The 22,356-nt window shown below is 62.9% G+C and carries 22 protein-coding genes; 15 read left to right on the top strand and 7 right to left on the bottom strand.

Annotation, left to right across the window (positions count from 1 at the left end; all coding sequences use genetic code 11):
• The 14 genes from EP867_RS14040 to ureG all read left to right on the top strand — a co-directional run.
• On the top strand, nucleotides 1-356 hold a 356-nt coding region (locus EP867_RS14040; protein ID WP_206616342.1), incomplete at its 5' end, for a hypothetical protein.
• Between the two features lie 67 nt (nucleotides 357-423).
• Nucleotides 424-1,431: an ABC transporter ATP-binding protein gene (locus EP867_RS14035; RefSeq protein WP_128490114.1), complete on the top strand. Its 1,008-nt coding sequence runs from the start codon at nucleotides 424-426 to the stop codon at nucleotides 1,429-1,431.
• A complete protein-coding gene (locus EP867_RS14030; protein ID WP_128490113.1) occupies nucleotides 1,424-2,419 on the top strand; it encodes an ABC transporter ATP-binding protein in 996 nt (331 codons plus the stop codon). Before EP867_RS14035 ends, EP867_RS14030 begins: the two co-directional genes overlap by 8 nt.
• A gap of 73 nt (nucleotides 2,420-2,492) precedes the next feature.
• Entirely contained in the window at nucleotides 2,493-4,193 is a 1,701-nt protein-coding gene (locus EP867_RS14025) for a peptide ABC transporter substrate-binding protein (protein ID WP_128490112.1), read from the top strand.
• 84 nt (nucleotides 4,194-4,277) lie between these two features.
• Nucleotides 4,278-5,300, top strand: a complete 1,023-nt coding sequence (locus EP867_RS14020) for an ABC transporter permease (protein ID WP_128490111.1) — start codon at nucleotides 4,278-4,280, stop codon at nucleotides 5,298-5,300.
• Nucleotides 5,293-6,225: an ABC transporter permease gene (locus EP867_RS14015; RefSeq protein WP_128490110.1), complete on the top strand. Its 933-nt coding sequence runs from the start codon at nucleotides 5,293-5,295 to the stop codon at nucleotides 6,223-6,225. The genes EP867_RS14020 and EP867_RS14015 overlap by 8 nt, the downstream gene beginning before the upstream one ends.
• Nucleotides 6,226-6,395: 170 nt before the next feature.
• Nucleotides 6,396-7,217 carry an urease accessory protein UreD gene (locus tag EP867_RS14010; protein ID WP_128490109.1) on the top strand — a complete coding sequence of 274 codons (822 nt, stop codon included), beginning with the start codon at nucleotides 6,396-6,398 and terminating at the stop codon, nucleotides 7,215-7,217.
• 8 nt (nucleotides 7,218-7,225) lie between these two features.
• Nucleotides 7,226-7,849, top strand: a complete 624-nt coding sequence (locus EP867_RS14005) for an urease subunit gamma (protein ID WP_128490108.1) — start codon at nucleotides 7,226-7,228, stop codon at nucleotides 7,847-7,849.
• Between the two features lie 75 nt (nucleotides 7,850-7,924).
• Nucleotides 7,925-8,740 carry a cyclase family protein gene (locus EP867_RS14000; protein ID WP_128490107.1) on the top strand — a complete coding sequence of 272 codons (816 nt, stop codon included), beginning with the start codon at nucleotides 7,925-7,927 and terminating at the stop codon, nucleotides 8,738-8,740.
• On the top strand, nucleotides 8,740-9,135 hold the full coding sequence (locus tag EP867_RS13995; RefSeq protein ID WP_128490106.1) for a carboxymuconolactone decarboxylase family protein: 396 nt from the start codon (nucleotides 8,740-8,742) through the stop codon (nucleotides 9,133-9,135). The genes EP867_RS14000 and EP867_RS13995 overlap by 1 nt, the downstream gene beginning before the upstream one ends.
• A 62-nt stretch (nucleotides 9,136-9,197) precedes the next feature.
• The gene (gene ureC, locus EP867_RS13990; protein ID WP_128490105.1) at nucleotides 9,198-10,919 is read left to right on the top strand and encodes an urease subunit alpha; all 1,722 of its coding nucleotides are present in this window, start codon (nucleotides 9,198-9,200) and stop codon (nucleotides 10,917-10,919) included.
• 7 nt (nucleotides 10,920-10,926) lie between these two features.
• Nucleotides 10,927-11,460 (top strand): urease accessory protein UreE, encoded by a 534-nt coding sequence (locus tag EP867_RS13985; protein ID WP_128490104.1) that lies wholly within the window; start codon nucleotides 10,927-10,929, stop codon nucleotides 11,458-11,460.
• A complete protein-coding gene (locus EP867_RS13980; protein ID WP_241656917.1) occupies nucleotides 11,426-12,100 on the top strand; it encodes an urease accessory protein UreF in 675 nt (224 codons plus the stop codon). Before EP867_RS13985 ends, EP867_RS13980 begins: the two co-directional genes overlap by 35 nt.
• A complete protein-coding gene (ureG, locus tag EP867_RS13975) occupies nucleotides 12,097-12,714 on the top strand; it encodes an urease accessory protein UreG (RefSeq protein ID WP_128490103.1) in 618 nt (205 codons plus the stop codon). The genes EP867_RS13980 and ureG overlap by 4 nt, the downstream gene beginning before the upstream one ends.
• A gap of 121 nt (nucleotides 12,715-12,835) precedes the next feature.
• Here ureG and EP867_RS13970 read toward each other — a convergent pair whose 3' ends face one another.
• The gene (locus EP867_RS13970) at nucleotides 12,836-14,311 is read right to left on the bottom strand and encodes an NAD(P)(+) transhydrogenase (Re/Si-specific) subunit beta (protein ID WP_128490102.1); all 1,476 of its coding nucleotides are present in this window, start codon (nucleotides 14,309-14,311) and stop codon (nucleotides 12,836-12,838) included.
• A gap of 12 nt (nucleotides 14,312-14,323) precedes the next feature.
• Complete coding sequence (locus EP867_RS13965) at nucleotides 14,324-15,898, bottom strand: Re/Si-specific NAD(P)(+) transhydrogenase subunit alpha (protein ID WP_128490101.1); 1,575 nt, start codon at nucleotides 15,896-15,898, stop codon at nucleotides 14,324-14,326.
• Nucleotides 15,899-16,249: 351 nt separating this feature from the next.
• On the opposite strand from EP867_RS13965, the gene EP867_RS13960 reads away from it, so the two are divergent.
• Nucleotides 16,250-16,687 carry a PaaI family thioesterase gene (locus EP867_RS13960; protein ID WP_241656916.1) on the top strand — a complete coding sequence of 146 codons (438 nt, stop codon included), beginning with the start codon at nucleotides 16,250-16,252 and terminating at the stop codon, nucleotides 16,685-16,687.
• Between the two features lie 33 nt (nucleotides 16,688-16,720).
• On the opposite strand, the gene folD is transcribed toward EP867_RS13960, so the two are convergent.
• The 5 genes from folD to ftsH all read right to left on the bottom strand — a co-directional run bounded on the left by folD (nucleotide 16,721) and on the right by ftsH (nucleotide 22,332).
• Nucleotides 16,721-17,608 (bottom strand): bifunctional methylenetetrahydrofolate dehydrogenase/methenyltetrahydrofolate cyclohydrolase FolD, encoded by an 888-nt coding sequence (gene folD, locus EP867_RS13955; RefSeq protein ID WP_128490100.1) that lies wholly within the window; start codon nucleotides 17,606-17,608, stop codon nucleotides 16,721-16,723.
• Between the two features lie 3 nt (nucleotides 17,609-17,611).
• The gene (locus EP867_RS13950; RefSeq protein WP_128490099.1) at nucleotides 17,612-17,923 is read right to left on the bottom strand and encodes a chorismate mutase; all 312 of its coding nucleotides are present in this window, start codon (nucleotides 17,921-17,923) and stop codon (nucleotides 17,612-17,614) included.
• Between the two features lie 19 nt (nucleotides 17,924-17,942).
• Nucleotides 17,943-19,619: a formate--tetrahydrofolate ligase gene (locus EP867_RS13945; RefSeq protein ID WP_128490098.1), complete on the bottom strand. Its 1,677-nt coding sequence runs from the start codon at nucleotides 19,617-19,619 to the stop codon at nucleotides 17,943-17,945.
• Between the two features lie 86 nt (nucleotides 19,620-19,705).
• The gene (locus EP867_RS13940; RefSeq protein ID WP_128490097.1) at nucleotides 19,706-20,287 is read right to left on the bottom strand and encodes an MOSC domain-containing protein; all 582 of its coding nucleotides are present in this window, start codon (nucleotides 20,285-20,287) and stop codon (nucleotides 19,706-19,708) included.
• Between the two features lie 149 nt (nucleotides 20,288-20,436).
• Nucleotides 20,437-22,332 carry an ATP-dependent zinc metalloprotease FtsH gene (gene ftsH / locus EP867_RS13935; protein WP_128490096.1) on the bottom strand — a complete coding sequence of 632 codons (1,896 nt, stop codon included), beginning with the start codon at nucleotides 22,330-22,332 and terminating at the stop codon, nucleotides 20,437-20,439.
• Nucleotides 22,333-22,356 lie beyond the last annotated feature (24 nt).

Genomic DNA, 22,356 nt, shown 5'->3' with positions numbered 1-22,356 from the left:
CCACAACCTGCATCCGTTTCCGTCTGCCCCGCTGCGGTGAAGGGGTATCTATGGCCTTCACTCGCCGGCCGCAAGAGCAAAATTCAAAAAAGTCGAATTTTCCCGCACCCCCTGCTTCAGCGCGGCTGGACGGGCCGGGACGAGGCATGTCTGTTGATGGTGCAGATCAGGGCGAAGATTGCCTGCAATTATGGCATAATTTGCCAAATCACTGGTCCGTAATGGTTATTTTACCCCGCATTCCGACCGGAAATGCGGCCTGCGCACGTCAGACTGCCGTGGTTTTCGTCACTTCGACAGCTGTGCCGCTGCGACAGGCCCAAGAGGACGCTTGCCGGATTAATTTTTTTAGCTGACAGTTCCCTCATAAAAGCAGCTCCGGCCAACGGGGCGCTGAAAAGAAGAAAATGCGGGGAGTATCCTATGCCCGACCGGGCTCATCCTGTTCTTGAAGTACAGGACCTGAAGACCGTGTTTAAAACGCGCGGTGGTGAGGTCCATGCGGTCAACCACGTCAGCTTTTCGCTGCAACCCGGGGAGCTTCTCGGGGTTGTGGGCGAAAGCGGTTCGGGCAAATCCGTTACGATGATGTCCCTTCTGGGGCTTCTGCCCTCGCCTCCGGCCATGAATAAGGGCGGGAAGGTGATGTTTCAGGGCAAAGACCTTCTGAAGATTTCACCCAATGAGCTGCGTAATATCCGCGGCGGTGAGATCGGCTTTATCTTTCAGGACCCTATGACCTCTCTGAACCCGGTCTTTACGGTCGGCTATCAGATTATGGAGCCGCTGCGGCGCCATATGGGCATGTCGAAAGAGCAGGCCCGCAAACGTGCGCAGGAGTTGCTGGAGCTGGTGGGCATTCCCGATGCCGGGCGGCGCCTGAAGGACTTTCCGCATCAGTTTTCGGGCGGCATGCGCCAGCGGGTGATGATTGCCATCGCGCTGACCTGCGATCCGAAAGTGCTGATCGCCGATGAACCGACCACGGCGCTTGATGTGACGATCCAGGCCCAGATTCTGGAGCTGGTGAAAGACCTGCGCCAGAAACTCGGCATGGCGATCGTCTGGATCACCCATGATCTTGGGGTGGTGGCGGGAATCGCTGACCGCGTCATGGTGATGTATGGCGGTCAGGTGGTGGAGATGTCGCCGGTCAAAGAGGTGTTCAGCAAACCGCTGCACCCCTATACCCAGGCGCTTTTGCAGACCGTGCCCTCGCTGCGCGGCCCGCGCGAGGCGCGGCTTCGCACCATCGAAGGCCAGCCGCCGATTCTGCGGGCAGAACCGACCGCCTGCCCCTTCCTGTCGCGCTGCCGTCACGCAATTCCGCGCTGCAGCACCGAAAATCCCAAACGCCGCGAGCTGAGTCCGGGTCACGATGTGGCCTGCCACCGCGCCGAAGAACTTATCGCTGAGGCTGCCCATGTCTGAACACCGGCCTGTGACCGCACAAAAGCCGCTGGTCGAGGTCAATGGCCTCAAGATGTATTTCCCGATCCATGCCGGTGTGCTGCGCCGTCATGTCGGGGATGTGAAGGCCGTCGATGACGTCTCCTTCACCATCTATGAGGGCGAGACGCTTGGCCTTGTGGGCGAATCGGGCTGCGGGAAATCGACCTGCGGCCGCGCCGTTCTGCGGCTCTACGATCCGACGGCCGGCTCGATTCGCATCGACGGCCATGAGATCGGCACGCTGAGCCAGTCGCAACTGCGCCCCAAGCGCCCGCTGATGCAGATGGTGTTCCAGGACCCGCAGGCCAGCCTGAACTCGCGGATGTCGGTGGCCTCTATCATCTCTGAGCCGCTCGATGAGCACACGAAGATGAGCCGCGAGGAAAAACTCGCCCGCGTCTATGAACTGATGGATGCGGTGGGTCTGAACCGCGATTTTGCGAATCGTTACCCCCATGAATTCTCGGGCGGTCAGCGGCAGCGGATCGGCATTGCCCGTGCGCTGGCCCTGAACCCCAAGTTCATCGTCTGCGACGAGCCGATTGCGGCGCTTGACGTGTCGATTCAGGCTCAGGTGGTGAACCTGCTGGAGGATCTGCAGGAAAAGCTGGGGCTGACCTATCTCTTCATCAGCCACGACCTGTCGATGGTGCGTCACATCTGTGACCGCGTGGCGGTGATGTATCTGGGCCGCATCGTAGAGCTTGCCTCGCGCGACGCGCTCTATGAGGCTCCGCTGCACCCCTATACCGAGGCGCTGCTTTCAGCCGTGCCTGAGGCCGATCCCGATGCCACCGAGGGCAAACAGCGGATTATCCTGAAGGGCGATGTCCCCTCGCCTGCCAATCCGCCGAAGGGCTGCAATTTCTGCACCCGCTGCCCGAAAGTCATGGAGATCTGCAAAACGGTGAAGCCCGAGCTGAAGGAGCATAAGCCCGGGCATTTCGCAGCCTGCCATCTTCTCTGATCTGCGCAGGCGGCGCCAGAATAACGACCGGATCAACCGGCGCGACCATTAAGACCAACATGGAGAGAACCCGATGAAATTGAAATCCGCCCTTATGGGCGCTGCTGCGAGCCTGGTTTTTGCACCGGCCGCCTTCGCAGAGCGCGGCGCTGACGGCCACGTCAACGTGCTCTACTGGCAGGCCCCCTCGCTGATGAACCCCTATCTCTCGGGCGGCACCAAAGAGCTTGAAGTGGCCTCGCCGGTCATCGAGCCGCTGGCCCGCTTCTCGCCCAGCGGTGAGATGATCCCGCATCTGGCTGAGGAAATCCCGACGCTGGACAACGGCGGCTTCGCGCAGGATCTGAAATCGATCACCTGGAAGCTGAAAAAAGACATCAAATGGAACGACGGCTCGGATTTCACCGCCGATGACGTTGTCTTCACCTGGCAGTACTGCACCCACCCGGAGGGCGGCTGCGCTCAGGCGTCGAAATTCCACGGCGTGGAAAAGGTCGAAGCCATTGACCCGCACACCGTGAAGGTCAGCTTCGTTGAGCCGAAGCCCTATCCCTATGCCACCTTCTCTGGCCCGATGCAGCCGATCCTGCAGAAGAAGCAATTTGAGAACTGCCTTGGCACCGCGGCTCCGACCTGCACCGAGCAGAACTTCAAGCCGATCGGCACCGGCCCGTTCAAAGTCGTGGACTTCAAGACCAACGACGTCATCCAGTATGAAGCCAACCCCTACTTCCGCGAAGCCGACAAACCGGCTTTCGCCACCATGACCATCAAAGGCGGTGGTGACCCGGAAGCCGCGGTGCGCGCCGTTCTGGAAACCGGCGAATTTGACTACGCCTGGAACGCCATGATCGCCCCCGAGGTGATGGAGCAGATGACCGCTGCGGGCAAAGGCAAAGCCGTGGTCTCCTTCGGCACCCTGGTTGAGCGCATCATGACCAACCTCACCAACCCTTCGGCGCAACTGCCGGAAGGTGAGCGCGCCACCGTCAAACATCCGCACCCCTTCATGACCGATCCGGCCGTGCGTAAGGCGCTGTCGATGGCGATAGACCGTGAGCTGCTGACCGAAGTCGGCTACGGCCCGACCGGCAAACCGACCTGCGACTTCGTTCCGGCGCCGGAAGCCTATGCCGCCAACAACACCTCCTGCCTCCAGCAGGACATCGAGGGCGCAAACGCGCTGCTCGAAGAGGCCGGCTACAAAAAAGGCGCCGACGGCATCCGTGAGAAAGACGGCGTGCGTCTCTCGATCCTCTATCAGACCTCGACCAACGCGGTTCGTCAGGACTTCCAGTCGATGATCAAAGACTGGTGGGCTGAAATCGGCGTTGAGACCGAACTGAAGAACGTGGCCGGTGCCGTTTACTTCGGCTCGGACCCGGGTTCGCCCGATACCCTCGTGAAGTTCTACGCAGACGTTGAAATGTATGCCAACAACTTCGACGGCACCGATCCGGCCGCTTACCTCGCAGACTTCACCTGCGAAAAGATCCCCGGCCCGGACACCGGCTGGCAGGGCCCGAACTACAACCGCATCTGCTCGGAAGAGTATGACGCGATGATCAATGAGCTGAACCGCACCGCCGATCCGGCTGCGCGTCAGGAACTGGCGAAAAAGATCAACAACTGGCTGACCGTGGAAAACAACCACATCATCCCGCTGGTGCACCGTGGCGCTGTTGCCGTTCACGGCAACTCGCTCGGCGGCGTGGTTCTGAACTCGGTCGACGCTTCGATCTGGAACGTCAAAGACTGGCACCGCGTCAAGTAAGCCAGGGCTTACTCCGGTTCTCCGGCGGGGGCGCCACCGTGCCCCCGCCTCCTTCCAAGCCGTCTGAAAGTCCGGGTTCGCCACATGCTGACCTTCGCCCTGCGCCGTCTCATGACGGCGATTCCCACCCTCATCTTCATCTCTCTGGTGCTCTTTATGGTGCTGGAACTGTCTCCGGGGGATCCGCTTGCGGATATGCCGCTGACCATTCCGCCTGAAGTGCGCGAAAAGATCCGCCTGGCCATGGGCCTCGGCGAGCCCTGGTACGTGCGCTACGTCCTGTGGCTGAACAACTTCTTCGTCACCGAGCCGATGTATTGGTTCGACGGAACCTTCGGCACCGATTTTGCCGATGGCCGCCAGCGCATTCTGTCTTATCAGACCCGTTCGCCCGTCTTTGACACCATCGGCGAGCGTATCCCCCAGACCCTGAAGGTCGTGGGCACCGGCATGATCATCGGGATCTGCCTTGCGGTGCCGATCGGGGTGATTTCGGCCTATAAGCAATATTCCTGGTTCGATCAGATCGGGACTTTTATCTCGATGATCGGCTTCTCGGTCCCGACCTTCGTGACCGGCGTGGTGCTGATCGTGATCTTCTCGGTCTGGATCCCGAACGACAGCCCCTTCTGGCTGCCGACGGTCTATGACACCGGGCTGAAGGTCACCAATTGGGACACCTTTGTCGCTCAGGTCCGGCAGATGATCCTGCCCTCTGCGGTGCTGGCGCTTTACTACGCCGCGCAGATCAGCCGCTATATGCGCTCCTCGATGCTCGACAATCTCAGCCAGGACTATGTCCGCACCGCCCGTGCCAAGGGGATGAGCGAGAAGGTCGTCGTGCTGATCCACGTGCTGCGCAACTCGATGATCCCGGTTGTCACCGTCATCGCGCTGATGATCCCCGGCGTTTTCACCGGCGCCATCATCACCGAGACGATCTTCAAGGTGAACGGCATCGGGCAGCAGCTGCTGCTGTCGCTGCAGGGCAATGATGCGCCCATGGTGCTGACCATCACCTTTATCTTCGCGGTGCTGATCGTGACCTTCAACCTGATCGCCGACATTCTCTACGGCCTTCTCGACCCGCGGATCCGCTATGACTGACAGCATGAACACCGCCAAAGCGGCCGCAGCCGCCGCTTCCTACCGCCCGCCGCGCAACCAGTGGTGGGATGTCTGGGACCAGTTCCGCACCCATAAGGGCGCCATGTTCGGCATGTGTGTCTTTGTGCTGCTGATCGGGCTTGTGGTGCTGGGGCCCTGGCTCTGGGATGCCAGCGCCACCCAGACCAATATGCGGATGCGCAACAAGCCCATGAGCTGGGAGTTCCCGCTCGGGACGGACCAGCTGGGCCGGGATATCCTGGCCCGGGTCATTGCAGGCGGCAAAACCACCCTCGCGGTGGGCCTGACCGCCATGTGCCTCTCGATCACGCTGGGGGCGACCATCGGGATCTGCGCGGGCTTCTTCCGCCGCGCCGATAACATCCTGATGCGGATCACCGATCTCTTCCTTGCGCTGCCGCTGCTGCCACTGCTGCTGCTGATGGTCATGCTCTTCCGTGAGCCGCTGGTGCAGAACTTCGGGCCGGAGCTGGGGATTTTCCTTCTGATCGTGACGGCCATCGCGCTGACCTCCTGGATGAACACCGCCCGCATCGTGCGCGGTGAGGTGCTGACCATCAAAGAGCGTGAGTTCGTTCTGGCCGCCCGCTCGATCGGCACGCCCGCGCGGCGCATCATCCTGCGCCACATCCTGCCCTCGGTGCTTTCGCCGGTCATGGTGGCCGCAACCCTCGGGATCGCAAACGCCGTCATCACGGAATCGGCGCTCTCCTTCCTTGGGCTCGGCTTCCCACCGGACTTCCCGACCTGGGGGCGCCTGCTGCAGGACGGCATGCCCTATATCAACCTCTACCCGAGCCGCGTTCTCTGGCCCGCGCTGGCGCTTTCGTCGCTGGTGCTCTCGGTGAACTACATCGGCGACGGTCTGCGCGACGCGCTCGATCCGCGCATCCGCGGCCGCTGAGAGGCCCCTCTGACACTCAAAGGCCCCGCTCTGCGGGGCCTTTTCAGTTTCGCCCGAATTTCAGGCACTCTGCCCGCAGGACAGGCAACTGCGCGTTTTTGTTGCAAAAGGGACCGCCCCGCCCCGCGCCGGGAATTGAGAATGCCACGGCCCTGGGGTCCCAAGAGGGCATGAGCCTGATCACCGCCCCCCTCTTCCCTGCTCCGCCCCGGCTGCAACGCAGCTTTGGCGAGATCCGCGCCTCCTTTGAGGCCCGGTCGGGCGTCACGTATCTGAGCGGGCTGCGACAGGCCGGATCGGCGCGGGCCATTTCGCTTCCGGGGCCGGAACTGGTGATCCTGAACACCTCCGGCGGGCTGACGGGCGGTGACCGTCAGGAGATCCGCCTGACCTTGGGCGCGGGCACCCGTGTCACCGCCACCACCCAGACCGCTGAGCGGGTCTATAAATCCCCGGGCGGTCAGGCGGAGATATCGCTGCAGATGTCGGTGGGCGAGGGCGCCCGCCTCGACTGGCTGCCGCAGGAGACCATTCTCTTTGAACGCTCTGCCGCGCATCGCCGCACGCAGATCGACCTTGCCCCAGATGCCAGCTGCCTCAGTTGTGAGACCGTCATCCTGGGCCGCACCGCCATGGGCGAAGTGCTGAGCGACGTCTCGTTCCGCGATGAGCGTCTCTTCACCCGCGCCGGTCGCCCCGTCCATTTTGAGCCGATGCATCTGAACGCCGATGCCCTGCGCGACACGCCCGCAGGGCTTGCCGGGGCGCGTGTCCTTTCGGGGACCGTGCTTCTCGGCCAGGGCGCGGAAGACGCCATCGGCCCCGTGCGCGCCGCGCTGGACGAGCCGGGGGTGCAGGGCGCGGCTTCGGGCTTTGACGGCCGCCTCGTGGTGCGGCTGATGGCCAGAGACAACTGGCCGCTGCGCCGCCAGCTTATCCGACTTCTGACGGTGCTTCGCCCGTCCCCCCTGCCCCGTGTCTGGCACAGCTGAGGACCCCAATGAACCTGACCCCGCGCGAAAAAGACAAACTTCTGGTCAGCCTTGCCGCCATGGTGGCCCGTAACCGCCTGGCGCGTGGCGTGAAGCTGAACCACCCCGAGGCCATCGCGCTGATCACTGACTTCGTGGTGGAAGGCGCACGCGACGGCCGCTCCGTCGCTGATCTGATGGAGGCCGGGGCCACCATTCTCAGCGCCGATCAATGCATGCCGGGCGTGGCCGATATGATCCACTCGGTCCAGGTCGAAGCCACCTTCCCGGATGGCACCAAGCTGGTGACCGTCCACCACCCGATCCGCGGGGCTGAGACGCTGTCGCCCGGTGAGGTGCTGGCGGCGAAGGGCGATCTGATCCTCAACGAGACCGCACCGGTGACGAAGCTCATGGTCGCCAATACCGGCGACCGCCCGATCCAGGTCGGCAGCCACTACCATTTTGCCGAAACCAACGCCGGGCTCTCCTTCGACCGGGAGGCCGCACGCGGCCAGCGCCTCGATATCCCCGCCGGCACCGCCGTGCGCTTTGAGCCGGGGCAAAGCCGCGAAGTGAGCCTCGTGCCGCTGGCCGGTGCGCGGATTGTCTACGGCTTCAACCAGCAGATCATGGGCAAGCTTGACGGATAAAGCGCCGGGGTAAACGCTGCTGCGGCAGATGACTGCAAAACGCCGGGAAACCGGCAGAACAGGGAGACTAAGACCATGTGCAATGCCTGTGTGATCGACTCCGTGAAACGTTCCATGCTCTCGCGCCGCAGCCTCTTTACCGGGGCCGCAGCCACCACCGCCGCCGTTGTGGCCGCAGGGCTTACTTCGGCCCGTCCGGCCCTCGCTGCCGGTTCCGGCAAGGTCGCCGATCTGACCCATGCCTGGGACAGCGACTTTCCGACCTTCGACGGCAACCCCGGCATTCTTTACGAAGAAGCCGTCAATATCGATAAGTCCGGCTATCAGCTTTATAAGCTGACGATCTTTGAACATTCCGGCACCCATATCGACGCGCCGCTGCATTTCTCCAAAGACGGCATGTCGGTCGATGAAATCCCCGCCGGGAACCTCGTCTGCCCGCTTTGCGTGATCGATCTGAAAGCAAAGGCCAAATACGACGCCAATGCCATGGTTGAGCCTGCCGATATTGAGGCCTGGGTCTCTGCCAATGGTGAAATCCCCGCCGGGGCCTGCGTGGCCTTCAACTCGGGCTGGGCCGATAAGGTGGCAACGCCTGAATTCCGCAACACGCCCGATGGCAATTTTGCCTTTCCGGGCTTTTCGAAAGCCGCGACCGATCTGCTGGCCACGATGAATGTTGCCTGCATCGGCACCGATACGCTCTCGCTCGATCCGGGCAATTCCGCCGATTTCGCGGTGCATAACTCCTGGCTGCCCTCGGGCCGCTATGGGATCGAGGGGCTTGCCGGCCTTGATGCGGTGCCCGCCAGGGGGGCGACGATCTTCGTTGGCGCGCCGAAACACAAAAAGGGCACCGGCGGTCCGGCCCGGGTGCTGGCGGTTTACTGATGGCCACGGTCAAGCTTCTCTCCGATGAAGAGGCCGCGCCCGAAGCCCGCGCCGTCTTTGATGACATCCGCGCCAGCCGCGGCACGGATTACGTCAACAACTTCTGGCGTGCGCTGGCCCATAACCCGGATGAGCTGACCGATGTCTGGGCCCGGATCAAAAGGGTGATGGCCCCGGGCGCGCTCGATCCGCTGACCAAAGAGCTGATCTATATCGCCGTCTCTGCCGCCCATGGCTGCGGCTATTGCCTGCATTCGCATACGGCCTCAGCCCGCAACAAAGGCATGACGCCTGAGATGCATGCCGAGCTCCTCTCGGTCATCGCCATGGCCTCGCGCACCAATGCACTGGCCACGGCTTTGCAGGTGGAAACCGACGACCGCTTCCTGGCCTGACCCTTTGCCGGGGCGGCCCGCCCGCCCCGGTTCCTCCCCCAAGACCCTGACAAAGGTGCCCGATGCCCTACGCCATTTCCCGCGCCGCCTATGCTGATATGTATGGCCCCACCAAAGGCGACCGCCTGCGGCTTGGCGATACCGACCTTATCATTGAGGTCGAGCGTGACCTGATCGCAGAACGCGGCGGCTATGGCGATGAGGTGAAATTCGGCGGCGGCAAGGTGATCCGCGACGGCATGGGCCAGAGCCAGATCACCCGCGCTGAGGGCGCGATGGACACCGTGATCACCAATGCGCTGATCCTGGATTACACCGGGATTTATAAAGCCGACGTTGGCCTGCGCGGCGGGCGCATCGCCAAAATCGGCAAGGCGGGCAACCCCGACACCCAAAAAGGCGTCGATGTGATCGTCGGCCCCGGCACCGAAGTGATCGCCGGCGAAGGCCGCATCCTGACCGCCGGTGGCATGGACGCCCATATCCACTTCATCGCGCCGCAGCAGATTGATGACGCCCTGCACTCCGGCATCACCACCATGCTCGGCGGCGGCACCGGTCCGGCCCATGGCACGCTTGCCACCACCTGCACCCCCGGGCCGTGGCATATTGAGCGGATGATGCAGGCGGCTGAGGCCTTTCCGATGAACCTCGCCTTCTCAGGCAAGGGCAATGCCTCGCTGCCTGCCGGGCTGGAAGAGCAGATCCGCGCCGGTGCCTCCTGCCTGAAGCTGCATGAGGACTGGGGCACCACTCCCGCCGCCATCGACTGCTGCCTGAGCGTGGCCGAAGCGATGGATATTCAGGTGATGATCCACACCGATACGCTGAATGAATCGGGCTTTGTGGAAAACACCCTCGCCGCCATCAAAGGCCGCACCCTCCACGCCTTCCACACGGAAGGCGCAGGCGGCGGCCATGCGCCTGATATCATTAAGGTCGTGGCCTCGCAGAACATCCTGCCCTCTTCGACCAATCCGACCATGCCCTATACCGTCAACACCATCGAGGAGCACCTCGATATGCTGATGGTCTGCCACCATCTCGACCGCAAAGTGCCCGAAGACGTGGCCTTCGCCGAAAGCCGCATCCGGCGCGAGACGATCGCCGCAGAAGACATCCTCCACGACATGGGGGCGTTTTCGGTGATCTCCTCTGACAGCCAGGCCATGGGCCGCGTCGGTGAAGTCATCACCCGCACCTGGCAGAGCGCCCATAAGATGAAGCGCCAGCGCGGTGCCCTGCCGGAGGAAACCGGCAACAACGACAACGCCCGCGTCAAACGCTATATCGCCAAATATACCATCAACCCCGCGCTGGTGCATGGCATCTCCGCGCATATCGGCTCAATCGAGGTCGGCAAACGCGCCGATCTCGTGCTCTGGTCGCCCGCCTTCTTCGGCGCCAAGCCCGAGATGGTGCTCCTCGGCGGGCAGATCGTCGTAGCGCAGATGGGTGATCCCAATGCCTCGATCCCGACGCCGCAGCCGGTCCACACCCGCCCGATGTTTGGCGCTTACGGCGGCGCGGTCACCCGCGCAGCGGCGATCTTCACCTCCAAGGCTGCGCTCGAGGATGACATCAAACACCGCTACGACCTGCGCAAAGACCTGATCGCGGTTGAGAACTGCCGCGGCATCCAAAAATCCGATATGCGCCTCAACTCGGCCACCCCGCAGATTGAGGTGGACCCCGAGACCTATGAGGTCCGCGCCGATGGCGTGCTGCTGACCTGTGAGCCCGCGGGTGAGCTGCCGCTCGCGCAGCGCTATTTCCTGTATTGAGGTTACCATGCTGACCGTCACCCGCCTGATGCCCGTCACCCCTGAGGGTCACTACGACCACATCACCCTCGATTATGACGGCCGCCTGCTGCGCCGCAAACTGCTGACCACCGATCACGGGGTCGAGTTCATGTTCGACCAGCCCGCGCTGGTGAACCTGGATGACTACCAGGGGATGGAACTCTCTGACGGCACCATCGTCGAGATCCTTCCCGCCGTCGAAGAGCTCGTGGAAATCCGCGGCAACCTCCCGCGTCTGGCCTGGCATATCGGCAACCGCCACACCCCCTGCGCCATTGAGGCCGACCGCCTGCTAATCCGGCGCGATCATGTGCTCGAAAAGATGCTGCGCTTCCTTGAGGCTGACATACGCTACATCGCAGCGCCCTTCACGCCGGAAGGCGGCGCTTATGGGCAGGGCCGCACCATGGGCCATGATCACGGCCCCGCCCAGAATCATGGTCACGACCACAGCCACAGCCATTCCCACGGCGGCGGCCAGCCCCATGTGCACGGACCCGGCTGCAGCCACGACCACTGAGATGCTCAGCCTCAATGCCCTCTCGCTGCTGCAATGGCTCTCCCCCGCCTTCCCGACCGGCGCCTTCGCCTGCTCGGGCGGGCTCGAGACCGCCATCGCAGATGGGCGCATTAGCACGGGCCACGACCTGCAGGCCTGGCTCAGCCATCTGCTCTGCCAGGGCCCCCTCTGGTCCGACGCGGTGCTGCTCGCCGAAGGCCTGAAACCCGGGGCCGATCCCGAGGCCCTCGATGGCCTCGCCCGCGCGCTCTGTCTCTCTGCCGAGAGGCTCGAAGAAACCCTCAGCCTCGGCACGGCCTTTGCCCGAACAGTCTCGGCCGCCACCGGCCGCAGCCTGCCGCCGCGCGCCCTGCCCATCGCCATCGCCGAAGCCGCAGCCCCCCTCAGGCTGCCGGTCGAGACCGTGCTGGCCCACAGCCTTCACGCCGCCCTCAGCAATCTCGTCACCATCGCCACCCGCGCGGTCCCGCTCGGCCAGACCGAGGGCCAGCGCATCCTCGCAGCCCTCCACCCCCTGATCCTCCGGACCGCCCGCCGCGCCGCGGCCTCCGATCTCTCTGACCTCGGCACAGCCGCTTTTGCGGCGGATCTCGCGTCTCTTTCACACGAAACCCTGCAACCAAGGCTTTACCGCACATGAGCACCGGCCCCCTCCGCGTCGGCATCGGCGGCCCCGTCGGCGCCGGCAAAACCTCGCTCACTGAGGCCCTCGCCCGCGCCCTTGCCCCCCGCCTCTCCATGGCCGTCATCACCAATGACATCTACACCCGCGAAGATGCCGATTACCTCACCCGCGCCCAGGTCCTGCCCGCGGCCCGGATCCGCGGCGTCGAAACCGGCGGATGCCCGCATACGGCAATCCGGGAAGATGCCTCGATCAATCTCGCCGCCATCTCCGATCTGACCGCCAGGATCCCCGACCTCGATCTGATCCTCATCGAATCCGGCGGCGACAATCTCGCCGCCACCTTCTCGCCCGAACTCGCAGATCTCTCGATCTATGTGATCGACACCGCCGCAGGCCAGGACATCCCGCGCAAGAAGGGGCCGGGGCTCACAAAATCAGATCTCCTGGTGGTCAATAAAACCGACCTCGCCCCCCATGTCGGCGTCGATCTCACAGAGCTCGAAGCCGACACCAGCAAAGCCCGCGGTACAAAACCCTTCGTTCTCGCCGAAGTACGCAACGGCAAAGGCCTAGATCAGATCATCTCATGGCTCCTGCGCCACGGCGGCCTCACCCCCACTCCCTGACTTTGGTTTTTTCAAAATACTCCCGGGGGGTCCGGGGGCCGGCAGCCCCCGGCGCTCACCACAAAAGCAAAGGCCCGGGAGTTCACACCCCCGGGCCTTCTTCATTCCATAAGCTGAAAGATCAGCCGTCGATCATCGGCAGCAGCTGGTCGATCGACTTCTTCGCATCACCGTAGAACATGCGGGTGTTGTCTTTATAGAACAGCGGGTTCTCGATGCCCGAGTAGCCGGTGCCCTGACCGCGTTTCGACACGAAGACCTGTTTCGCTTTCCAGACTTCCAGAACCGGCATGCCTGCGATCGGCGAGTTCGGATCTTCCTGAGCGGCCGGGTTCACGATGTCGTTCGAGCCGATGATGATCACGACATCCGTTTCCGGGAAGTCGTCGTTGATCTCATCCATCTCCAGCACGATGTCGTAAGGCACTTTGGCTTCCGCCAGCAGCACGTTCATATGGCCCGGCAGACGACCCGCAACCGGGTGGATCGCAAAGCGCACGTTCTTGCCACGGCCACGCAGCTTGCGGGTCAGTTCCGACACCGACTGCTGCGCCTGAGCCACCGCCATGCCATAGCCCGGCACAATGATGATGCTGTCGGCATCGTTCAGCGCCGCAGCCACGCCTTCGGCGTCGATCGCAACCTGCTCGCCGGTCACTTCCATGGCCGGACCGGTGGTGCCGCCAAAGCCGCCCAGGATCACCGAGATGAACGAGCGGTTCATCGCCTTACACATGATGTAGGAGAGAATCGCACCCGACGAACCCACCAGCGCACCCACAACGATCAGCAGATCGTTGCCAAGCGAGAAGCCGATCGCTGCAGCCGCCCAGCCCGAGTAGCTGTTCAGCATCGACACCACGACCGGCATATCGGCGCCGCCGATACCCATGATCAGGTGATAACCGATGAAGAGCGCAGCCACGGTCATCAGGATCAGCGTCCAGGAACCGGCACCGTTCAGATAGGCAATCAGCAGCACCAGCGACAGCAGCGCAGCGCCCGCGTTCAGCATATGGCCGCCGGGCAGTTTCTTCGCCTTGCCGTCCACTTTGCCCGCCAGTTTGCCGTAAGCAATCACCGAACCGGTGAAAGTCACGGCACCGATGAAGACGCCGAGGAAGGTCTCAACACGCAGGATCGACAGCTCAGCCGAACGTGCCGGGTCAAACTTCGCCAGAACTTTCGCGGCAAAACCGCCCGCGCCCTGAATGGCGTTCAGCGTATCCGCATCACCGGCTGCCAGAGCCGCAGCAATACGGGCCATCTCAGCTTCCGAGTTGAAGCCGATGAAGACCGCCGCCAGACCGACCAGCGAGTGCATCGCAGCGACCAGCTGCGGCATCTCGGTCATCTGAACTTTTTTGGCCAGCACAACGCCGATGGCGCCGCCGATCAGCACCAGAACCAGCGCTGCCGCAGCAAAACCGGTCGAAATGCCCGGTCCGATCAGGGTTGCCGCCACCGCCAGCGCCATGCCGACGATGCCGTACCAGACGGCGCGCTTTGCACTCTCCTGCCCGGACAGACCGCCCAGGCTGAGGATCATGAGAACGGCCGAGACCACATATGCGGCCGTGGTAAATCCGTAATCCATTCGGCCCTCTCCTTACGACTTCTGGAACATGGCGAGCATGCGCCGGGTGACCGCAAAGCCACCGAAGATGTTGATACCGGCCATAAAGACCGACAGCCCTGCCAGCACGATCACGAGCCAGGAGCCCGAGCCGATCTGCATCAGCGCGCCGAGGATGATGATCGACGAAATCGCATTGGTGATCGCCATCAGGGGCGTGTGCAGCGAATGCGCAACGTTCCAGATGATCTGGAAGCCCACAAAGCAGGCCAGAACGAAGACGATGAAGTGCTGCATGAATTCTGCCGGAGCCACCAGGCCCACCAGCAGCAGCAGAGCCCCCGAGACACCCAGCAGAGTGAACTGGTTGCGGGTCTGCGCCTTAAACTCAGCGGCTTCCTTCGCGCGTTTCTCTTCCGGCGTCAGCTCTTTCACCTTTTCTTTCGGCTTCTGAGCAGCAATCGCCTGGATCTTCGGCGGCGGCGGCGGATAGGTGATCGCGCCCTCATGGGTCACGGTCGCGCCGCGGATGACGTCATCTTCCATGTTGTGGAAGATCACACCGTCTTTTTTCGGCGTCAGATCCGTCAGCATGTGGCGGATGTTGGTCGAGTAAAGCGTCGAGGCCTGAGCCGCCATACGGCTCGGGAAATCGGTGTAGCCAACGATGGTCACGCCGTTCTCGGTGACGATTCTCTCGTCCGGAATGGTCAGATCGCAGTTGCCGCCGCGCTCGGCCGCAAGGTCAACGATGACCGAGCCGGGCTTCATCATCTGAACCATATCTTCGGTCCAGAGTTTCGGAGCCGGACGGCCCGGGATCAGCGCCGTGGTGATGACGATGTCCATATCCGGTGCCAGCTCGCGGAATTTCTTCAGCTGAGCTTCACGGAACTCGGGGCTCGAGGGGGCTGCATAGCCGCCGGTTGCCGCGCCGTCCTGCACCTGATCTGCGAAATCGAGGTAGACGAACTCGGCGCCCATCGACTCGATCTGTTCCGCCACTTCCGGGCGCACGTCGAAGGCATAGGTGATTGCGCCCAGCGAGGTCGAGGTGCCGATGGCGGCCAGACCTGCCACGCCCGCACCCACCACCAGGACTTTCGCCGGCGGCACTTTGCCTGCAGCGGTGACCTGACCGGTGAAGAAGCGGCCGAAGTTGTTGCCCGCCTCAATGACCGCGCGGTAGCCCGCGATATTGGCCATCGACGACAGCGCGTCCATCTTCTGCGCGCGCGAAATCCGCGGCACCATGTCCATGGCAACAACGGTTGCGCCGCGGGCGCTGATCGCCTCCAGCAGCTCTGCGTTCTGTGCCGGCCAGAAGAACGAGATCAGGGTCTGGCCCTGACGCAGAAGGGCGACCTCAGAGGCCTCCGGTCCGCGTACCTTCACCAGCACATCCGCTGCTTCCGAGACCGCCTGGGCGGTCGGAAGAACGGTGACACCCGCCTTCTCATAGGCCGCATCCGAGAAACCGGCCTTCGCCCCTGCACCGGATTCGATCACACAGGTGTGGCCGAGTTTCACCAGCTGCAGAGCCGAATCCGGAGTCATTGCGACCCGGTTCTCACCCTCGAATATCTCTTTAAGAGCGCCGATCTTCACCTGATCCGTCCCCCTATCCCCTTCACATCCCCGAAGGGATTGTTTCTGCACAGCCGGCCCTGCAAGAGTCCGACAGATTCTGCACGTGACCACTTACCATCGCGCAACAAAGTTTCACAAGAGGATGCTGCAAAGCAGCACCTCCCGTGTCATTTGCAACACCCCCGGAATGATGTCTCACATCCCCCCCGGGCCCGGTAAGCTGAAACCCGCCTGCCTGCGCAGGCGGCCGCAGCCACGCCCTGAAAGCAAAGCAGCCAGGTCAGCTTTGCCGTAACGTTACAACGCTGCCTGCGCAACAGTTTCAGGACAGATCACCGCAGAACTGTCCTTACTGCGGGGTGAGACAGAATGCAGCAGACACGGAATTTCATGCGACACCGGATCGAAAGCAGCTTTTCACGCCAGGGGTTCCTGACCCTGCTCGGCGCCCGGCTTCTCAGCGTGGCCCCCGGAGAGGTGAGCCTCGCCGTTACCCTGCGGCCTGAGTTCAGCCAGCAGCATGGCGCGGGCCATGCGGGGATCAGTTTCACCCTGGGCGATGTGGCCGCAGGCTATGCGGCGCTGACCCTGATGGAGCCGGGGGTTGAGGTGATGACCTCTGAGATGAAGATCCACCTTCTGCGCCCGGCAGTGGGGGAGGAACTGGTGGCAAAGGGCTTCGTCCTCAAAGCGGGGCGGCGGCTGATCGTCACCCGCGCGGATGTCTTCGCGCGCCGCGGCCCGGATGAGGTGCTGATCGCCACGCTGCTCGGCACCATGGTGCCGGTCGCCCCCGAGCTTTCATGAAAAACGGCCCCGAAGGGCCGCTTTGAAGGGGGATCAGGCGGTCAGGCCTTCCGGCTCCGGCAGGCCATTGGCGCGGCAGCAGGCCGTCAGCGTATTGGCCAGCAGGCAGGCGATGGTCATCGGCCCCACGCCCCCCGGCACCGGGGTAATCGCGCCTGCGACTTCAGCGGCCGAGGCATAATCCACGTCACCGACCAGCTTTTGCTTGCCGTCGCGCTCAATGCGGTTGATGCCGACGTCGATCACGGTGGCACCGGGTTTCACGTAATCACCGGTAATCATTTCGGGGCGACCCACGGCGGCGACCAGAATATCGGCGCGCTTACAGACCTCTTTCAGGTCTTTCGTCCGCGAATGCGCAATGGTCACCGTGCAGCTGTCCCCCAGGAGAAGCTGCGCCATGGGCTTGCCGACGATATTCGAGCGGCCCACCACAACGGCGTTCAGCCCCGAGAGATCGCCCAGACGGTCGCGCAGCAGCATCAGGCAGCCGAGCGGCGTGCAGGGCACCATGGACTTCTGCCCCGTCGCCAGCAGACCGACGTTGGAGATGTGGAACCCGTCGACATCCTTGGCCGGATCGATCGCATTGATCACCGCGGCCTCTTCCAGATGGCCCGGCAGCGGCAGTTGCACCAGAATGCCGTGCACCGCCGGGTCAGCATTCAGCTGTGCGATCAGCGCCAGAAGTTCGTCCTGAGAGACCGAGGCATCGAGTTTATGCTCAAAGCTGTTCATGCCGACTTCGACGGTCATCTTGCCCTTGGAGCGGACATAGACCTGGCTTGCCGGGTCTTCGCCCACCAGCACCACGGCCAGCCCTGGGGTGATGCCTTTGGCCACCAGCCCCGCCACGCCCGCAGCAACCCTGCTGCGCACCTCGGCCGCGAAGGCCTTTCCGTCAATGACCGCTGCCGTCATGGTTCAATCCTTCGTCTTCTGCCCTGCCCCGAGGAGGTCTTCCTCGTGAGCAATGGCCCATTCCATCAGCTCGCGCCACAGCCGCTCGGCCAGATCGGCATCCATGCCGGTCGCCTCAGATTTGGCGCGCACATTGCGCACCACCTCTTCAACACGGCTCTCAATCCGTGCAGGCCAGCCGTTCTCAGACTTCAGCTCTGCGGCGCGGGTGATATAGGTCGCGCGCTCGGCAAAAAGGCTCACCAGCGCGGTGTCGAGCCGGTCAATCTCAGCCCGAAGCTCGGTCATATCCTGACAGTCTTTTGCGCTGCGCATGTTCCCCCCTTCGCGTCGCTCAGAACAGGCCTTCGACCTGGCCCTCTGTATTCAGCCGGATGCTCTCCGCAGCAGGGACGCGGGGCAGACCCGGCATGGTCATAATCTCACCGCAGATCGCCACGATGAAACCCGCCCCCGCCGAGAGCCGCACTTCGCGCACCGGAACGGTATGGCCTTCAGGCGCGCCGCGCAGGTCGGGATCAGTCGAGAAGCTGTACTGCGTCTTGGCCATGCAGACCGGCAGATGGCCGTAGCCCGCCTCTTCCCAGGCTTTCAGCTGGGCGTGCACGGCCTTATCCGCCGTCACCTCGCCCGCGCGGTAGATCTTTTTGGCGACCGTGTTGATCTTGTCCCAAAGGCTCAGATCATCGCCGTAAAGCGGCGCGAATTGCGCGGCGCCGCTGTCGGCAAGCTCTGCGACACGGCGGGCCAGCGCCTCTGCCCCGGCACCGCCTTCGGCCCAGTGACGGCAGAGGATCGCTTCAACACCCATCGCGGATGCATAGGCCTGAACGGCGGCGATTTCGGCCTCGGTGTCGGAATGGAAATGGTTGATCGCCACCACCACCGGCACGCCGAAGCTGCGCAGGTTTTCGATATGGCGGCCAAGGTTGGCAGCGCCTGCCTGGACGGCAGCGACATTCTCAAGGCCGAGATCGGCCCGCGCCACACCGCCGTTCATCTTCAGCGCCCGCACCGTGGCGACCAGCACCACCGCCGCAGGCGAAAGCCCGGCCTTGCGGCATTTGATATTGAAGAACTTCTCCGCGCCAAGGTCCGCGCCAAAGCCCGCTTCTGTCACCACGTAGTCACCAAGCTTCAGCGCGGTGCGGGTGGCAATGACCGAGTTGCAGCCATGGGCGATATTGGCAAAAGGCCCGCCATGCACGAAGGCGGGATTGTTCTCCAGCGTCTGCACCAGGTTGGGCTGCATCGCGTCTTTCAGCAGCACCGTCATCGCGCCATCGGCTTTCAGATCGCGGGCGGTGACAGGCGCTTTCGCCCGGGTATAGCCCACGATGATATCGCCCAGACGGCGCTCCAGATCCTGCAGGTCCGTCGCAAGGCAAAGGATCGCCATCACCTCAGAGGCCACGGTGATGTCAAAGCCGGTCTGACGCGGGAAGCCGTTTGACACACCGCCCAGGCTGACCACCGTGTCGCGCAAAGCCCGGTCGTTCATATCCATCACGCGCCGCCAGGTGATGCGACGCTCATCAATATCAAGGCTGTTGCCCCAATAGATGTGGTTGTCGATCATCGCCGCCAGCAGGTTATGCGCCGAGGTGATGGCGTGGAAATCGCCGGTGAAATGGAGGTTCATCTCCTCCATCGGCACGACCTGCGCCATGCCGCCACCCGCAGCGCCCCCCTTCATGCCGAAATTCGGCCCGAGGCTCGCTTCACGGATGCAGACCACGGCTTTTTTGCCGATGCGGTTCAGCGCATCGCCCAGACCGACGGTGGTGGTGGTCTTGCCCTCCCCCGCCGGGGTCGGATTGATCGCAGTCACCAGGATCAGTTTGCCGTCAGGTCGATCTGCAAGACCGCGGATGAAACCTTCGCTGATCTTGGCCTTGTCGTGACCATAGGGCAGCAGATCCTGCTCGCTGATCCCCAGCTTTTCACCGATCTCGCGGATCGGGCGCTTTACGGCTGCACGGGCGATTTCGATATCCGAGCGAAAACTCATCGCGGCACCTCAACTGGGGTCTGGCTTTGGCCCTGCCCATGTCACGGCAGGGCGCGAAAGTCCAGCGAAGCAAGCCGTCTTCGCGCTCAGCGCGGCGACCAGCCGCGCTGGCCGGGCACAAAGAGACGGATTTCATCACCTTCGCGCAGGGTGCCGCCCCGCTCGACCCAGCCGACAAAGCCGCGCAGCCCCACGGCGGCGCGTTTGAAGGCGGCTCCGAAACCGGGATGGGCCTTCTCGATCGGTTTGGCGGGCAGCATGCAGGGCAGATTTTCCACATCGACCACAAGGGTTGTGCCATCCGGCCCCAGGAGCCGCGAGGAGGGCGGCAGATGGCTGAGATCCGGGATCCCTTCGATCACGAGAGAGGCGCCGACCAATGCCGGGTCCAGCCGCTCAATGCCCATATTGACGGCAATCTGCGCCAGTTCTTCCGCACTGAGAACGGAGAGCTGACGGGTATTGGCAATCTCGGTGTCTTTCGGATGGATCATCTTGACCCGTGAGCAGGAGGGCCGCGTCAGCCCGCCATGTGCCTCACCCTCGGGGCCTGCAAGACTCAGGGTCAACCCCGGCCGGACCTGCGATTCAAGCCCTGCCCCGCGATCCGGCACCACGCCCGTCCAGACAACACGACCCTTCCAGGCCGATTCCACAAATACTGCCATTCCTGTCTCCCTGCGGTCCTCACCCCCGCCCAGAGAAGCGACCGGAGATGCCTGCGTCAAGCAGCGGAACCCTCATCAGGTTCCGCAATATAAAAAGCCGCCGCGGTCAAAGTCCCGCAGCGGCTCGATTTTCAGGCGTTTATCCGCGCTTATGCCAGCGGTTCAGGCTCCATGCCGCCTTCATTGCGCGGGCGGGTCCGCGGAATGGCGGTCAGGCTGGAGAGACCACCTGCATCGCTGTCGTCCTCGCTGTCGAGCGATTCACCTGCGATCACCTTACGGATCTGATCCCCGGTCAGGGTCTCATATTCCAGCAGGCCCTGGGCCAGACGCTCAAAGTCGTCGTTCTTTTCCGTCAGGATCCGGTAAGCCGTCTCATAGCCGGTGTCGATCAGACGCTTCACCTCGGCCTCGATCAGCTTTTTGGTTTCAGCTGAAACCGAGAAGCCGCCGGTATTGCCCTGATAGCCTTCGTGCGCTTCGGCATAGTCGATATTGCCGACCACATCCGACATGCCCCACCGCATCACCATGGCGCGCGCCAGAGCCGAAGCCTGCTGAATATCGCCGGTCGGACCGTTCGAGACACGCTCTTCGCCGAATTTGATGATCTCAGCCGCTTTACCGGCCATGGTCATGGCGATTTTCTGCTCTGCCTCATCCTTGTGGAACTCAAGGCGGTCCATCTCAGGCAGCGAGACGACCATGCCAAGTGCACCGCCGCGCGGGATGATGGTGGCTTTATAAACCGGGTCACACTTCGGCAGGTTCATGCCCACGATGGCGTGACCAGCCTCATGATAGGCGGTCATTTCCTTCTGAGCGGGCGTCAGAACCATCGAGCGGCGGGCCACGCCCATGATGACTTTGTCTTTTGCATTTTCAAAGTCGTCCATGGTGACGAAGCGACGACCGACACGGGCAGCCAGCAGGGCAGCTTCGTTGACGATGTTCATCAGATCCGCACCCGAGAAGCCCGGGGTGCCGCGTGCGATGGTGCGCAGATCGACATCCGGCCCCAGCGGAACCTTGCGGGCGTGAACGGCGAGGATCTTCTCACGACCTTTGATATCGGGGTTCGGCACGTGGATCTGGCGGTCAAAGCGGCCCGGACGCAGCAGAGCCGGGTCCAGCACGTCTTTGCGGTTGGTCGCCGCAACGATGATCACGCCTTCATTGGCCTCAAAACCGTCCATCTCAACCAGAAGCTGGTTCAGGGTCTGCTCACGCTCATCATTGCCGCCGCCGATGCCAACACCACGGGCCCGGCCTACGGCATCGATCTCGTCGATGAAGACGATGCAGGGCGCGTTTTTCTTGGCCTGTTCAAACATATCGCGCACGCGGCTTGCGCCAACGCCCACAAACATCTCAACGAAATCCGACCCCGAGATGGTGAAGAAGGGCACACCCGCCTCACCGGCAATGGCACGGGCGAGCAGCGTTTTACCGGTGCCCGGAGGGCCGACCAGCAGCGCGCCTTTGGGGATTTTGCCGCCCAGACGCGAGAATTTCTGCGGGTTGCGCAGGAATTCCACGATCTCTTCCAGCTCTTCCTTGGCTTCATCGATGCCCGCGACATCGTCAAAGGTAACGCGGCCGTTCTTCTCGGTCAGCAGTTTGGCCTTGGATTTCCCAAAGCCCATGGCGCCGCCACGACCACCGCCCTGCATGCGGTTCATGAAGAAGATCCAGATGCCGATCAGGATCAGGAAGGGCATCCAGAGCGACAGAAGCGACATGAAACCCGACTGTTCCTGCGGAACGGCGCGGACCTCTACGTTGCTTGCAATCAGCTTGTCGGCGATGTTTTCGCCTTCCGGACGGACCACCGAATAGCGTGCGCCATCCTTGCCCTGCACCTCAACCTTTTCGCCGTCGAGCGTGACAGCCGTCACCGCGCCATCCTGAACCCGTTGCATAAACTCCGAGTAGGACAGCTGCCGGGACGACGACGTGGTCTGCCCGCCACCGAAGACCGAGAACAGGGTGACGATCAGTACCAGAAGCACGACCCAGAAAGCGATGTTGCGTGCGTTGCCCAAAGTAATCTCCCATAGCCGGGCCGG

The organism is Falsigemmobacter intermedius (assembly GCF_004054105.1).
GTDB classification, from domain to species: Bacteria; Pseudomonadota; Alphaproteobacteria; order Rhodobacterales; family Rhodobacteraceae; genus Wagnerdoeblera; species Wagnerdoeblera intermedia.
This window is presented reverse-complemented; position numbering and strand designations above follow the sequence as displayed.

Bases quoted from the DNA above. Each gene is read 5' to 3' on its own strand.
- EP867_RS13985 (WP_128490104.1), top strand. From the start codon at position 10,927: ATGCTGACCGTCACCCGCCTGATGCCCGTCACCCCTGAGGGTCACTAC.
- EP867_RS13960 (WP_241656916.1), top strand. From the start codon at position 16,250: ATGCAGCAGACACGGAATTTCATGCGACACCGGATCGAAAGCAGCTTT.
- EP867_RS14005 (WP_128490108.1), top strand. From the start codon at position 7,226: ATGAACCTGACCCCGCGCGAAAAAGACAAACTTCTGGTCAGCCTTGCC.
- EP867_RS13950 (WP_128490099.1), bottom strand. From the start codon at position 17,923: ATGCGCAGCGCAAAAGACTGTCAGGATATGACCGAGCTTCGGGCTGAG.
- EP867_RS14020 (WP_128490111.1), top strand. From the start codon at position 4,278: ATGCTGACCTTCGCCCTGCGCCGTCTCATGACGGCGATTCCCACCCTC.
- EP867_RS13995 (WP_128490106.1), top strand. From the start codon at position 8,740: ATGGCCACGGTCAAGCTTCTCTCCGATGAAGAGGCCGCGCCCGAAGCC.
- EP867_RS14035 (WP_128490114.1), top strand. From the start codon at position 424: ATGCCCGACCGGGCTCATCCTGTTCTTGAAGTACAGGACCTGAAGACC.
- EP867_RS13945 (WP_128490098.1), bottom strand. From the start codon at position 19,619: ATGAGTTTTCGCTCGGATATCGAAATCGCCCGTGCAGCCGTAAAGCGC.
- EP867_RS14015 (WP_128490110.1), top strand. From the start codon at position 5,293: ATGACTGACAGCATGAACACCGCCAAAGCGGCCGCAGCCGCCGCTTCC.
- EP867_RS13940 (WP_128490097.1), bottom strand. From the start codon at position 20,287: ATGGCAGTATTTGTGGAATCGGCCTGGAAGGGTCGTGTTGTCTGGACG.
- folD (WP_128490100.1), bottom strand. From the start codon at position 17,608: ATGACGGCAGCGGTCATTGACGGAAAGGCCTTCGCGGCCGAGGTGCGC.
- EP867_RS13970 (WP_128490102.1), bottom strand. From the start codon at position 14,311: ATGGATTACGGATTTACCACGGCCGCATATGTGGTCTCGGCCGTTCTC.
- ureG (WP_128490103.1), top strand. From the start codon at position 12,097: ATGAGCACCGGCCCCCTCCGCGTCGGCATCGGCGGCCCCGTCGGCGCC.
- EP867_RS14010 (WP_128490109.1), top strand. From the start codon at position 6,396: ATGAGCCTGATCACCGCCCCCCTCTTCCCTGCTCCGCCCCGGCTGCAA.
- EP867_RS13980 (WP_241656917.1), top strand. From the start codon at position 11,426: ATGTGCACGGACCCGGCTGCAGCCACGACCACTGAGATGCTCAGCCTC.
- EP867_RS14030 (WP_128490113.1), top strand. From the start codon at position 1,424: ATGTCTGAACACCGGCCTGTGACCGCACAAAAGCCGCTGGTCGAGGTC.
- ureC (WP_128490105.1), top strand. From the start codon at position 9,198: ATGCCCTACGCCATTTCCCGCGCCGCCTATGCTGATATGTATGGCCCC.
- EP867_RS14000 (WP_128490107.1), top strand. From the start codon at position 7,925: ATGTGCAATGCCTGTGTGATCGACTCCGTGAAACGTTCCATGCTCTCG.
- EP867_RS14025 (WP_128490112.1), top strand. From the start codon at position 2,493: ATGAAATTGAAATCCGCCCTTATGGGCGCTGCTGCGAGCCTGGTTTTT.